The organism is Vibrio sp. ED002 (assembly GCF_023277445.1).
Classification (GTDB): domain Bacteria; phylum Pseudomonadota; class Gammaproteobacteria; order Enterobacterales; family Vibrionaceae; genus Vibrio; species Vibrio jasicida.
The window spans coordinates 1905143-1919172 of record NZ_CP080238.1 but is presented as its reverse complement, the minus strand read 5'-3'; the positions used below and the strand labels follow the sequence as shown (position 1 = coordinate 1919172).

Annotated in this window: 6 protein-coding genes; all 6 read right to left on the bottom strand. The window is 47.9% G+C overall.

All coding sequences use genetic code 11. The features are described from left to right. Positions 1–13: 13 nt before the first annotated feature. The 6 genes from mtnN to gltB (ITG12_RS08800) all read right to left on the bottom strand — a co-directional run bounded on the left by mtnN (position 14) and on the right by gltB (ITG12_RS08800) (position 13663). Complete coding sequence (gene mtnN / locus ITG12_RS08825) at positions 14–709, bottom strand: 5'-methylthioadenosine/S-adenosylhomocysteine nucleosidase (protein WP_005436177.1); 696 nt, start codon at positions 707–709, stop codon at positions 14–16. Between the two features lie 65 nt (positions 710–774). Continuing rightward, on the bottom strand, positions 775–1203 hold the full coding sequence (locus ITG12_RS08820) for a DUF1499 domain-containing protein (RefSeq protein ID WP_038878196.1): 429 nt from the start codon (positions 1201–1203) through the stop codon (positions 775–777). A gap of 91 nt (positions 1204–1294) precedes the next feature. Further along, positions 1295–2707, bottom strand: a complete 1413-nt coding sequence (locus tag ITG12_RS08815) for an FAD-dependent oxidoreductase (protein WP_020194019.1) — start codon at positions 2705–2707, stop codon at positions 1295–1297. 20 nt (positions 2708–2727) lie between these two features. Further along, positions 2728–7191, bottom strand: a complete 4464-nt coding sequence (gene gltB, locus ITG12_RS08810; RefSeq protein ID WP_038878193.1) for a glutamate synthase large subunit — start codon at positions 7189–7191, stop codon at positions 2728–2730. A gap of 452 nt (positions 7192–7643) precedes the next feature. Further along, positions 7644–9113: a glutamate synthase subunit beta gene (locus ITG12_RS08805; protein ID WP_009703022.1), complete on the bottom strand. Its 1470-nt coding sequence runs from the start codon at positions 9111–9113 to the stop codon at positions 7644–7646. Next, positions 9113–13663, bottom strand: coding sequence for a glutamate synthase large subunit (gltB, locus tag ITG12_RS08800; protein ID WP_005425388.1), 4551 nt, complete (start codon positions 13661–13663; stop codon positions 9113–9115). Before gltB (ITG12_RS08800) ends, ITG12_RS08805 begins: the two co-directional genes overlap by 1 nt. Positions 13664–14030 lie beyond the last annotated feature (367 nt).

Genomic DNA, 14030 nt, shown 5'->3' with positions numbered 1-14030 from the left:
AAATTCTGGGGACTTACTTAGTCAGTTCCAACATTTTGCATACCATTTCTGAAGAGCTTTTCGCTGCTAGCGGTAGGAACTCTTCGAAGCTCATTGGTGATTCTTTGTCTGCTACGTCAGAGATAGCACGCACAACAACAAACGGTGTGTTGAATTGGTGACAAGTTTGGGCGATAGCAGATGCTTCCATTTCTACAGCGATAACTGAAGGGAAGTGTTTACGGATAAACTCTTGGCGTTCTGCCGTACAAACAAACGCATCACCAGTACAGATCAGTCCGCGAACAGCGTGCGTGTTTTCCATTTGAGCCAGTGCTTTTTCAGCAAGGTCCATTAACTTCTCATCCGCTTTGAATGCTGCTGGTTGACCTGCCATTTGACCCATTTCGTAGCCAAACGCAGTTACGTCTGCATCGTGGTGACGAACTTCTGTTGAGATAACAACGTCTCCTAGGTTTAGGCTTGAATCGAAGCCACCTGCAGAGCCAGTGTTGATAACCACATCTGGTTGGTACTCGTCTAGCAGAATAGTTGTGCCTACTGCAGCCGCTACTTTACCGATGCCAGATTGAAGCAGTACCACATCAACGTCGTTAATCTGACCAGAGAAAAACGTACAACCTGCTTTGCTTACTGTTTGGCAGTTTGTCATTGCTTCTTTCAGGATGGTGACTTCTTGTTCCATCGCACCGATGATACCAACTTTCATAACACTCTCTTTCGATAAAAATTTAAGTTGGCGAGAGTATACCACTCTGCACCAATATGTGGTCGTTATTTGATTAACTCAGCATTCGCCAACAGTGAACGTAATTGTTCAGCACGCTTACGGTTCACGCCAAAGTCTGAATAGCCAACGCGAGATTCAGAACGAACAATAAGCTGGTCGCCTTCGATCTTAAGCTCTAAATCGTCCACAAAGCGCATTATTTTAGATGTGCATTCGATACGTAGGTAATTGCCTTCTTTGACGGCAGTCTTCGCGCCTGGCAGTTCAAGCGCCACTTGCTCAATTGCATCGATGTTGGTGGATTCGGTTAGGGTGAATGGTGTTAGGTTGTATTCTTCACGCGTGTCTTGGGTGGAGACACAGTTTGGTTTGTCACCACAAGGTGATTGAGAACGATCAGTCATGGTTGTGACTCCTTGGCTACAAGCGGTTAAGCCGAGCAAAGTAATGGAAAGGAGAGCGGCTTTTTTCATTGGTTTTATCCCTTATCTTAGGAATTTAATTATATGTAATAAAAGAAAAAAGGATCCAATAGTAGGATCCTTTTTGAGACGTTAACAGTGATTAAACTTCAAGGTAATCGAGAATACCTTCTGCGGCTTTTCGACCCTCATCAATCGCGGTCACGACCAGATCTGAGCCTCGAACCGCATCGCCACCAGCGAAGATCTTTTTGTTGCTGGTCTGGAATTGGAACTCTTGTTTCGCAGGAGCTTTGATACGGCCCCATTGATCCAACTCGACATCAAACGGAGCTAGCCAGTCCATTTTGTGTGGCTGGAAACCAAACGCCATGATAACGACGTCTGCTGGTAGAACGTGCTCGCTGCCTTCTACTGGTTCTGGACGGCGACGACCCGCTTCATCAGGCTCACCAAGGGCAGTTTTCACCACTTTGACCCCTGAGACTTTGCCTGACGCATCCACTTCAATTCCTAAAGGCTGAAGGTTGAACATGAACTTCACGCCTTCTTCCTTAGCGTTTTTCACCTCGCGTCGAGAGCCAGGCATATTGGCTTCATCACGACGGTAAGCACATACCACGTTTGATGCGCCTTGGCGGATTGAGGTACGAACACAGTCCATTGCGGTATCACCACCACCGAGTACGACGACGCGTTGTTTTGCCATGTCGATAAAAGGTTTGTCGTGCTCCAAGCCCATGACCTTGTAAGTATTTGAAATCAAGAATGGCAGAGCATCGTAGACACCCGGCGCACCTTCATTTTCTAGTCCCGCACGCATGTACTTGTAAGTACCAACACCTAAAAAGACGGCATCGTACTCATCAAGTAGCTCTTGCATCTGCACATCTTTACCTACTTCGACATTCATCTGGAACTCTACGCCCATCTCGGTGAAGACGCGGCGGCGGTTTTCCATCACGCCTTTTTCAAGCTTGAACGAAGGGATACCGAAGGTCAGTAGGCCTCCAATTTCAGGATAGCGGTCAAATACGACAGGTTTCACTCCATTGCGCACTAGGATATCAGCGGCAGCCAAGCCTGCTGGGCCTGCACCAATGATGGCAACCTTTTTATCGGTCCACTCCACCTTAGACATGTCAGGTTTCCAGCCCATTTCAAAGGCTTTGTCGGTAATGTATTTTTCAACGTTACCTATGGTAACAGCGCCAAAGTCTTCATTGAGAGTACAAGAACCCTCACACAGACGATCTTGCGGACATACTCGGCCACAAACTTCAGGCAAGCTGTTAGTTTGGTGCGATAGCTCAACGGCCTCAAGGATACGACCTTCATTGGCTAACTTTAGCCATTGAGGAATGTAGTTGTGGACTGGGCACTTCCATTCACAATATGGGTTACCACAATCCAAGCAGCGATCCGCCTGCGCAGTCGCTTGTTGCTTGGTAAACGGTTCATAGATTTCAACGAATTCGATCTTACGAACTTTGATAGGCTTCTTCGCAGGGTCTACGCGTTGAACATCGATAAATTGATAAACGTTCTGACTCATGATTCAAACATCCTCCATGATTACTGGGCTTGAACGCGCAGTTCTGCGGCACTGCGACTCTGGTGACCAAGTAGCGTGCGCAAGTCCGCCGCTTGTGGTTTCACCAAGTAGAACTTTGGAATCCATTCATCAAAGTTCGCCAAGATATCTTCTGCGTGGCTAGAGCCAGTTTCTTCAAGATGCTCGGCAATCAGACCACGTAAGTGCTCTTGATGGATGTAGAGATCCGACAGAGAAATCGCTTCAACCGATTCGTTGTTCACGCGACCTTGGAAGTCTTGGTTCTCATCCAATACGTAAGCAAATCCGCCAGTCATGCCGGCGCCAAAGTTCACGCCTGTCGCACCAAGAATGGCAACAATACCACCAGTCATATACTCACAAGCGTTATCGCCAGCACCTTCAATGACGGCAATCGTACCTGAGTTACGTACGCCGAAACGCTCACCGGCTTTACCTGCCGCAAACAACTTACCGCCAGTTGCCCCGTACAGACAGGTGTTACCAATGATGGTCGCTTCATTACACTTAAATGCAGTGCCAAGGTGAGGTTTGATAACCACCTTACCGCCAGCCATGCCTTTACCTACGTAGTCGTTGGCATCGCCAGTGAGGTAAAGCTCTACGCCACCCGCGTTCCAAACGCCAAATGACTGGCCTGCAGTGCCATCCAAATGCAGTTTGATTGGCGTCGCCGCCATGCCTTGGTTGCCGTAACGCTGAGCGATTTCACCAGATAGGCGAGCACCCACAGAACGGTCGGTGTTGATCACGTTGTAGAAGAAGCTAGCAGATTGACGTTTTTCAACCGCTTGTAGTGCGTCTTCGATGATCTTGTTGTTTAGCTCTGCTTTATCAAATGGTGTATTTGGCTGTGTCCAGTAAAGAGGGTGTTCCTCTGGAGAGACTGGCGCCTCAAGGATATTCGACAGATCTAGCTTGGTTTGTTTCGCCGTAAGACCTTCAACGGTTTCCAACAAATCCGTGCGACCAATCAAGTCAGTCAGTTTTTCAACACCAAGTTCAGCGAGTAATCCGCGCACTTCGTCCGCCAGACCAATGAAATAGTTCATCACCATTTCCGGTAGGCCTTTGAAGTACTCTTTACGCAATGTCTCGTCTTGAGTTGCAACCCCTGTGGCACAGTTGTTGAGGTGACAAATACGTAGGAATTTACAACCCATTGCCACCATTGGCGCAGTACCAAAACCGAAGCTTTCAGCACCGAGAATCGCCGCTTTCACCACGTCTAGCCCCGTTTTTAGACCACCATCTACCTGTAGACGAATCTTATGACGCAGACCATTAGCAACCAGTGCTTGTTGTGTCTCTGCCAGTCCCAATTCCCAAGGGCTACCTGCGTATTTCACTGAAGTTAATGGACTTGCTGCGGTACCGCCGTCGTAACCCGAGATGGTAATGAGATCAGCGTAAGCTTTCGCTACACCTGTTGCGATGGTGCCGACGCCTGGTTCAGAAACTAACTTCACCGAAACCAATGCGTTTGGATTGACTTGTTTTAGGTCGAAGATCAGCTGGGCTAAATCTTCAATCGAATAAATATCGTGGTGTGGAGGAGGGGAGATCAGAGTTACCCCCTGTACCGAATAACGCAGTTTTGCAATTTCTGCGGTGACTTTGTGTCCCGGTAACTGACCACCTTCGCCCGGCTTCGCACCCTGTGCGACCTTGATCTGCAGCACGTCTGCATTGGTTAGGTAGTGAGGCGTGACACCAAATCGCCCAGAAGCAATCTGTTTGATACGCGAGTTACGCTCGGTACCGAAGCGACGTGGATCTTCACCACCTTCACCCGAGTTGGAGTAACCACCAAGCCGGTTCATCGCTGTTGCAAGTGCTTCGTGCGCTTCTGGGCTGAGTGCGCCAATAGACATTGCCGCAGAGTCAAAACGCTTGAAGAGTTCTGTGCTTGGCTCGATTTGCTCAAGTGGTAATGGGGAATCCGATTTTTTCAGTGCCATTAAGTCACGCAGCATGGCAACAGGACGTTGGTTCACCTGTTTAGCAAAGCTCTGATAATCGTTACTTTCGCCTGATTTCACCGCAGTTTGCAGTGTGCCAACCACGTCTGGGTTGTAGGCGTGATATTCACCACCGTGGACGTATTTCAATAAGCCGCCATGCTCGATGGCTTTACGTTTCGCCCAAGCTTTACGAGAAAGGTTGTACAAATCTTGTTGGAAGTCGTCGAAGTTCGCGCCTTCAATACGAGTCGTCACGCCTTTAAAGCATAAGGCGACGACTTCTTGGCTCAAGCCAACTGCTTCAAACAATTGTGAGCAACGGTAAGAGGCGATAGTAGAAATCCCCATTTTCGACATGATCTTGTACAGACCCTTGTTGATGCCGTATTGGTAGTTTTGCATCACATCGCGATAGTCTTTTTCTAGCGCTTTATCATCAATCAGCTTACCTAGTGCTTCATAAGCAAGGTATGGATAAACCGCAGTAGCACCAAAGCCAAGCAAGACAGCAAATTGGTGTGGGTCACGAGCTGTTGCGGTCTCAACAACAATGTTGGCATCACAACGTAAGTTGGCATCGATCAAGCGAGTTTGAACCGCACCGACCGCCATTGCTGCAGGAATTGGCAGCTTGCCTTTGACTAAAGCGCGATCTGAAAGCACGACTAGAACCGTGCCTTCACGTACGACCTGTTCTGCTTGTTCACACAGATCATCAATGGCTTGTTTGAGATCTTTTTGTTGTGGATCGTAATTGATATCGAGAATGGTATTACGGTAGTGATCGTCACCAAGCTCAAGCAATTGCTGCATGTCTGAGTAAAGTAATACTGGCGAATCGAAGGTCACTCGGTAGGCGTGGCCATCGGTTTCACAGAAGACGTTCATCTCCTGACCGATACTGGTCGCCAGTGACATTACGTGTTTCTCACGCAATGGATCGATTGGCGGGTTGGTTACCTGAGCGAACTTCTGACGGAAGTAATCAGTCACCAAGCGCTCTTTCGACGAGAGAACGGCCATTGGGGTGTCATCACCCATGGAGCCGACCGCTTCTTGGCCCATATCACCAAGAACACGCAGTACTTGATCGACCTCTTCATTGCTCATAGCAAATTGCTTTTGATAAGTCTTGAGTAAGTCTTCATCAAAGCTGCGCTCACCCACTTGATCTTCAGGTAGCTGAGCAAAAGGAGTGAGTTTGCGAACGTTGTTTTCCATCCATTCGCGGTAAGGGTGGCGGGATTTCAGATCGTTATCGATCTCGCTAGACTGCCAAAGCTTACCTTTACGAGTATCGACAACCAGCAGCTCACCCGGACCAACACGGCCTTTCTCGGCAACTTCATCGGGAGCGTAGTCCCAAATCCCTACCTCTGATGCTAGGGTGATAAATTTGTCCTTGGTAATCACATAACGTGCAGGACGCAGACCATTTCGATCTAGGTTACAGGCAGCGTAACGGCCGTCAGACAATACGATACCTGCCGGACCATCCCATGGTTCCATGTGCTTAGAGTTGAAGTCGTAAAACGCTCGCAGATCCGGGTCCATGTCTGGGTGGTTTTGCCATGCTGGTGGCACAAGCATGCGCATGGCACGGAAGATATCCATACCGCCAGAAAGGAATAGATCCAACATATTATCTAAGCTGGAAGAATCTGAACCTGTCTCGTTCACAAACGGTGCTGCGGTTTGTAGGTCTGGCAGCAGTGGTGACGAGAACTTGTAAGCTCGCGCTCGTGCCCATTGGCGGTTACCTTCAATGGTGTTGATCTCACCATTATGAGCAAGGTAACGGAACGGCTGAGCTAGTGGCCAACGCGGTTGAGTATTGGTAGAAAAACGCTGGTGGAACAGGCAGATAGCAGATTCCATGCGTAGATCAGCAAGATCAAGATAGAAGCGCGGTAAGTCCGCAGGCATGCACAAGCCTTTGTACACCAAAACTTGTGTCGACAAGCTACAGATGTAGAAATCAGGATCTTCGGTGATTTGTTTCTCGATGCGACGGCGTGCAATGTAGAGACGACGCTCAATGTCACGCTCGCGCCAACCTGCCGGAGCAGAGATAAAGACTTGTTGAATGTCTGGAAGTGAATCGGCGGCGATTGGGCCGAGTACTTCTGAATTGGTTGGTACTTCACGCCACCCTGCTACCGTCAAAGTCTCTTGTGCGAGCTCTTTGTTGATGATGTCTTTGGCGAGTTGAGCTTTCACCGGGTCTTGGTTGAAGAAAATCATCCCTATGGCGTATTGCTTGCCAAGGTTGAAGCCATTTTCTTCAGCGATAAGGCGTAAATAGGAATCGGGCTTTTGTAGAAGAAGACCACAACCATCACCGGTTTTACCATCGGCGGCGATACCACCACGGTGGGTCATGCGGTCAAGTGCAGAAATTGCTGTACGTACCAGCTTGTGACTTTGCTCGCCTTCCATGTGCGCGATCAAGCCAAATCCACAGTTGTCTTTCTCAAGACTTGGATCATAAAGAGCCATTGCAATTCTCCCTTTGCTTATCTGTCATCCCGACAGATATATCAACACTGCTCAAGTTGATAATGATGACTAACTATGCGTCACTTTCTAAGTTTTATGTATATCTATTCAATAAAATTCGTCAAATATCTTAACAAAAATTGTGTGTTTTATTTTCACCAACTTCACAAGCTATAGCTTATTGTAAAAAAGGTCAAGTTATTAGTGAATCATCGCGTGAATATGCGATTTACCATTTAATTGGCTGAAATAGTTCAAGAAAAACAGTGAGATAGAAAAGTGATTGTTACAAAAAAGTAACATTTGATTCTGGCGGGAATAAAAAAGACCAGCACAAAATGCTGGTCAAAATAAAAAGATTGGAAGGAACTGTTTTCTTTCCTGACAACCAACCATCGATAGTACTGATGGCTGGGTTTATGCCTCGAAAAGAGGAAGTGAGCGCACTCCCTTTAAGCAGAAAGCATCAGTGAATCTGCTTTTGCTTCTAGGTTTGTGCCACCCATTAGGTAATCATCGATAGCACGGGCACATTCGCGGCCTTCATTGATACAACGAACCACCAAAGATTGGCCTGTTCGCATATCACCAGCAGCAAATACACCTTCTTGGTTAGTAGCAAAACCTTGAGTTGCTACGTTACCGCGATCATCTAGAGCAATATCCAGTTGAGCAAGCACGCCAGTTGGTTCTGGGTGCAGGAAGCCCATCGCTAGGAATGCCATATCACATGGAATCACACGTTCGCTGCCTTCTACTTCTTTGAAGCTTGGACGCTCGCCTGGTTTCGCATCTTGCCAAACGATATCAGCTAAACGAAGGCCTGTAACTTCACCTTTGTCATTGCCGATGAACTCTTTGGTTAGGATGTTCCAGTGACGATCAACACCTTCTTCATGAGACGTCGAAGTACGCAGGATCATTGGGTACTGTGGCCATGGCATATTGGCAGGGCGTTTCTCAGGTGGAATCGGCATGATTTCAACCTGAGTGATGCTTGCTGCGCCATGTCGGTTTGAGGTACCTACACAGTCAGAACCCGTATCACCACCACCGATAACGACAACATGTTTACCCGCGGCGTGAAGTTCTTCACCTTTAAGATCCATGTCGTTGGCACGGCGGTTGTTTTGACCTAGGAATTCCATTGCGAAGTGAACGCCTTTTAGTTCACGACCCGGAACTGGCAAATCACGAGGAACGGTTGAACCACCAGTCAGTAGAACCACATCGAACTCTTGACGCAGCTGCTGAGCATTCACATCAACACCAACATGTTGGTTAACTTTGAATTCAATACCCGCTTCTGCCATCAGGTTGATCTTACGATCAATCACGTCCATACCCAGTTTGAAATCTGGGATACCAAAACGCAGCAGACCGCCTACTTTCTCGTCTCGCTCGAATACCGTCACAGTATGACCGGCGCTGTTTAGCTGCTCAGCAGCCGCAAGGCCAGCAGGGCCCGAACCGATGATCGCAACGGTTTTGCCAGTGCGAGAGCGTGGTGTTTTTGGCTTGGCGTACCCTTCACGATACGCCGTTTCTACGATGGTTTTCTCGATATTACAGATAGTGATTGGATCTTGGTTGATGCCAAGTACACAAGCACTTTCACATGGAGCCGGGCAAACACGACCAGTAAACTCTGGGAAGTTATTGGTTGAGCTTAGAATGTTCCATGCTTCTTCCCAGCTATCACGATAAACCGCATCGTTAAACTCTGGGATGATGTTACCGATAGGGCAGCCGTTATGACAAAACGGCACACCACAATCCATACAACGAGAAGCCTGAGTATTGATCTTGTCACCAAACTCCTCGTTCAGAACGAACTCTTTGTTGTTCTTGATGCGTTCAGCTGGGTCGATCTTCTGTGGTAGTTCACGACCATGCTCTAAAAATCCAGTAGGCTTACCCATTATACGGCCTCCACTTGAGTTTCGTTTCCTTGAGACTGTGCTTCAGCTTTACGCTTTTGAAGAACCGCTTTGTAGTCACGCGGCATTACCTTAACCATAGAGGCTAGGCTTGCTTCAAAGTTGTCTAGGAAAGACTGAGCGACTTCACTTCCTGTGAATTGAACATGCTTAGTTAGCATGTCGAGTAATAGATCTCTGTCTTCTTGCTCGATTGGATCTAGGTCTACTAGCTCTGGGTTCAGTTTTGACTCAAAGTCACCTGATTTATCCCATACGTAAGCCACGCCGCCACTCATACCTGCGGCAAAGTTACGACCTGTTGAACCAAGGATGATGGCTGCACCGCCCGTCATGTATTCACAACCGTGGTCACCAACGCCTTCTACTACTACTTTCGCGCCTGAGTTACGAACACAGAAACGTTCACCAGCCATACCGCGAATGAAAGACTCACCCGAAGTGGCACCGTAGAAACACACGTTACCAACCACGATATTGTCTTCCGCGACAATGCTTGATTTCGCATCTGGGTAAAGTACTAACGTACCGCCAGATAAGCCTTTACCCCAGTAGTCGTTCGCGTCGCCTTCCACTTCGAACTTCACGCCCTTAGCTAGGAATGCACCGAATGACTGACCCGCAGAACCTTTGAACTTCACGTTCATTGGTTGAGGTAGACCCGCATCTTTGTACACTTTCGAGATTTCGTTCGACAACATGGTACCTGCAGAGCGGTCTGTGTTGACGATAGGGAATTCGGCATTCACCGCTTCGCCTTTCTCGAGTGCAGGAATCGCTGCTTGAATCAGCTTGCGGTCTAGCACTTCTTCTAGGTTGTGGTTCTGCTGAGCTTGGTTGAATACACCATCAGCTTCGCGTGGTTGCTCAACGTGGAGAACAGGAGACAGATCTAGGTTCTTGTATTTCCAGTGAGAAACGTCTTGGCGAATCTTCAGTTTCTGACCTTGACCGACCATCTCATCGATAGTGCGGAAGCCAAGTTCAGCCATGATTTCACGCAGACCTTGTGCCATGTATTGGAAGAAGGTTACGACGTCTTCTACGCGGCCATCAAAGCGCTCGCGAAGCGTCTTGTTCTGAGTTGCGATACCAACAGGACAGGTATTCTTATGACACTTACGCATCATGATACAACCTTCAACCACCAATGCTGCGGTTGCCACGCCCCATTCTTCTGCACCAAGTAGTGTTGCCACTGCAAGGTCACGAGGTGTCTTCATCTGACCATCTGCTTGAACCACGATACGGTTACGTAGACCGTTCTTCAGTAGTGTTTGGTGCGTTTCTGCCAAACCAAGTTCCCAAGGAAGACCGGTATGACGGATTGAAGACATTGGTGATGCACCAGTACCGCCGTCAAAACCTGCGATTAGTACAACGTCCGCTTTCGCTTTCGCTACACCAGAAGCGATCGTACCTACGCCTGCTTCCGATACCAGCTTCACGTTTACACGGCCCGCGCGGTTCGCGTTCTTCAAGTCGTAGATAAGCTGAGCCAAATCTTCGATTGAATAGATATCGTGGTGTGGTGGTGGCGAGATAAGGCCAACGCCCGGAGTCGAGTGACGTGTTGCACCGATCCAATCATCCACTTTATCGCCTGGTAGCTGACCACCTTCACCTGGCTTCGCACCTTGAGCCATTTTGATTTGCAGCTCTTCAGCGTTAGTTAGGTAGTAAGAGGTTACACCGAAACGACCTGAAGCCACCTGCTTGATTGCAGAGCGTTCCCAATCGCCGTTCTCTTTGCGCTCGAAACGCATTGGGTCTTCACCACCTTCACCAGAGTTCGATTTCGCGCCAAGACGGTTCATCGCAACTGCCAGTGTGGAGTGTGCTTCGTAAGAAATAGAACCGAATGACATAGCACCTGTCGCGAAGCGTTTCACGATGCTTTCAATTGGCTCGACTTCGTCGATAGAGATAGAACCGGCTGGATTCTTAATAAACTCAAGTTGGCTACGCAGAGTTACCGCGTTGTCACCTTGTTTATCTACTGCTGTCGCGTACTGCTTGAACTGATCGTAGTTCTTGTTGCGTGTAGACTCTTGCAGTAGAGAAATGGTTTCTGGGTTGAATAGGTGCTTCTCACCACGCTGTTTCCATTGGTAAACACCACCAACATCCAGCATTTGAATTGGAATTTCGCGTTGTGGGTAACCGATGCGGTGACGGATCAGCACTTCTTTGGCGATATCATCAAGGGTTAGACCTTGGATACGAGAAACTGTACCTGTGAAGTATTTGTCGACCACTGATTTGTGGATGCCCAAGGCTTCGAAGATTTGCGCGCCGTGGTATGACTGTAGCGTAGAGATACCCATCTTCGAGAAGATCTTCAGAAGACCGCCATTGATCGCTTTACGATAGTTGTTGAACAGATCGCGAGGGTTCGCTTCTGGATCCAATTTCTTAGTACGTTGAAGCTCAATGATGGTTTCAATCACTAGGTATGGGTTAACTGCATTCGCACCGTAACCAAGTAGCGTTGCAAAGTGGTGCGTTTCACGTGCGTCACCGGTTTCAACCACGATGTCACACTTCGCACGTAGACCTTTACGGATCAAATGGTGGTGTACTGCACCAACCGCCAGCATTGCTGGGATCGCCGCATGGTTTGAGTTCACTGCACGGTCAGTTAGTAGGATGATTGAGTAACCATCGATAACCGCGTCTTCTGCGTATTGGCAAATACGTTTTAGTGCGCGCTCAAGCTTGCCTTGATCTTCATTAGCTTGGAATACGATATCCAGCGTCTTCGCTTGCAGGTGCTCGTTATCGATCGCACGCAGTTTTTCAAGCTCTGAGTTCGCCAGAACAGGTGATTCTAATTCTACTTTCTGACAGTGAAGTGGTGTTTCAGTCAGAAGGTTTTGGTCTTTACCCAAGTAAGTGTTCAGCGACATAACCATACGCTCACGGATCGGGTCGATCGGTGGGTTAGTTACCTGTGCAAACAGCTGCTTGAAGTAGTTTGAAAGATGCTGAGATTGATGAGATAGAACCGCAAGAGGCCAGTCGGCACCCATTGCTGATAATGGCTCTTTCGCATCATTCGCCATTGGAACGATGATTTCGTTCACTTCTTCAGTGCTCACACCGAAAGCTTGTTGGCGGTGTAGCAAACGTTCTGGAGAAGGTTGGCTGAACTGGTTGCTCGCGTCTGGCAGCTTTTTCAAGCTCAGTAGGTTTTCTTCTACCCACTTCTCGTAAGGCTGCGCCGTTGCGATGGTGTCTTTCACTTCTTCATCAGAGATGATGCGACCTTGCTCTAGGTCTGCAACAAAGATACGACCTGGTTGTAGACGACCACGGAACTCAACGTTCTCTGGTTCAATATCCACAACACCAGACTCTGATGCCATCACTAGGAAGTTATCCTTGGTCACTGTGTAGCGAGAAGGGCGCAAACCGTTACGGTCTAGTGTCGCACCAACTTGAACACCATCAGTAAAACATACTGAAGCAGGACCATCCCATGGTTCCATGATGTTCGCGTGGTACTGATAGAACGCGCGACGCTTCGGATCCATGTTTTTGTTTTCTTGCCATGCTTCCGGGATCATCATCATCAATGCGTGTGGCAGGCTGCGACCAGAAAGAACTAGGAGCTCAAGTGCCATGTCAAAGTTAGATGAATCCGAGCTGCCTTCCTGACAGATTGGAAGAAGCATGTCGATTTCAGCCTGAGTAAACAGGTCTGATTCTAGGATTGCTTCACGGGCTTTCATCCAGTTCAAGTTACCGCGAACTGTATTGATTTCACCGTTGTGGGCAATGTAACGGAAAGGCTGTGCAAGACGCCATTTCGGGAAGGTGTTGGTAGAGAAACGAGAGTGTACAAGTGCTAGTGCAGTCACCATGGTCGGGTTTTGCAGATCAAGGAAGTACTGAGGTACTTGCTCGGTTGTTAACTGACCTTTGTACACCAATGTCTTGTAAGACATTGAGTTAATGTAGAAGTCGTCACCAATGTTCGAAACGCTTTCTAGGCAAACACGTACAGTGTAGTTACGAAGTACGTACAGTTTGCGTTCTAGCTCTTCAGGTGTGATGCCAGGACCGCCAGAGATAAACACATGCTCAAACTGAGGCTCTGTGCTTAGTGGGTCTGCACCGATCATTGAATTGTCGGTTGGCAGTACTCGGTAACCGATAACTTCAAGATCTAGACGTTGTGCGTTACGTTCTAGAATGTCACGGCATTGTTCGCGTTTGTATTCGTCTTTCGGGAAAAGAACGACACCAACACCATACTTTTCAAACGAAGGCAGTTTAATGCCTAGCTTAACGGCTTCTTCTAATAGGAATTCATGAGGTTTCTGTAGCAAGATACCTGCGCCATCACCGCTACATGGGTCACAGCCTTGACCACCACGGTGTTCCATGCGAGCCAGCATATCTAGTGCTTGAGTCACTACTTCATGAGATTTACGGTTTTTAAGGTGAGCAACAAAACCGATACCACAAGCGTCATGCTCCAGCTCCGGAGTGTACAGACCCTGTGAATTTTGCTCTCTATCTACCATAGATACATCCTTCCAGTTCAATGTCGACGCAAGAATCCCAGACAGATCTTGGCTGTCTTAGGTACACTCTGTGCGTCTTGTCCTTTATATTTATGATTCGAAACCGACCTAGGTTGGTCAGTTTTGATTCCTTTCCGTATCTCGCAGGAAAAATTTTGCGAGAAAAACAATCCTTGGTGATATCCCTTTATTTATTATCACTATCTAGTGATTTATATCGGTGGGAGCGGGGTATCGCCGACAATTCCCGCAGTTGTCATTGTAATAAAAGTCACAAAAACAGCGGGGTTGTGTAAGTATCCTACAATTTTGTGACTTCGTAATGCAATGAAAAGTCGCTTTTGTGACCCAATTTTTTCGTTTAAAT

Bases quoted from the DNA above. Each gene is read 5' to 3' on its own strand.
- mtnN (WP_005436177.1), bottom strand. From the start codon at position 709: ATGAAAGTTGGTATCATCGGTGCGATGGAACAAGAAGTCACCATCCTG.
- ITG12_RS08820 (WP_038878196.1), bottom strand. From the start codon at position 1,203: ATGAAAAAAGCCGCTCTCCTTTCCATTACTTTGCTCGGCTTAACCGCT.
- ITG12_RS08815 (WP_020194019.1), bottom strand. From the start codon at position 2,707: ATGAGTCAGAACGTTTATCAATTTATCGATGTTCAACGCGTAGACCCT.
- gltB (WP_038878193.1), bottom strand. From the start codon at position 7,191: ATGGCTCTTTATGATCCAAGTCTTGAGAAAGACAACTGTGGATTTGGC.
- ITG12_RS08805 (WP_009703022.1), bottom strand. From the start codon at position 9,113: ATGGGTAAGCCTACTGGATTTTTAGAGCATGGTCGTGAACTACCACAG.
- gltB (WP_005425388.1), bottom strand. From the start codon at position 13,663: ATGGTAGATAGAGAGCAAAATTCACAGGGTCTGTACACTCCGGAGCTG.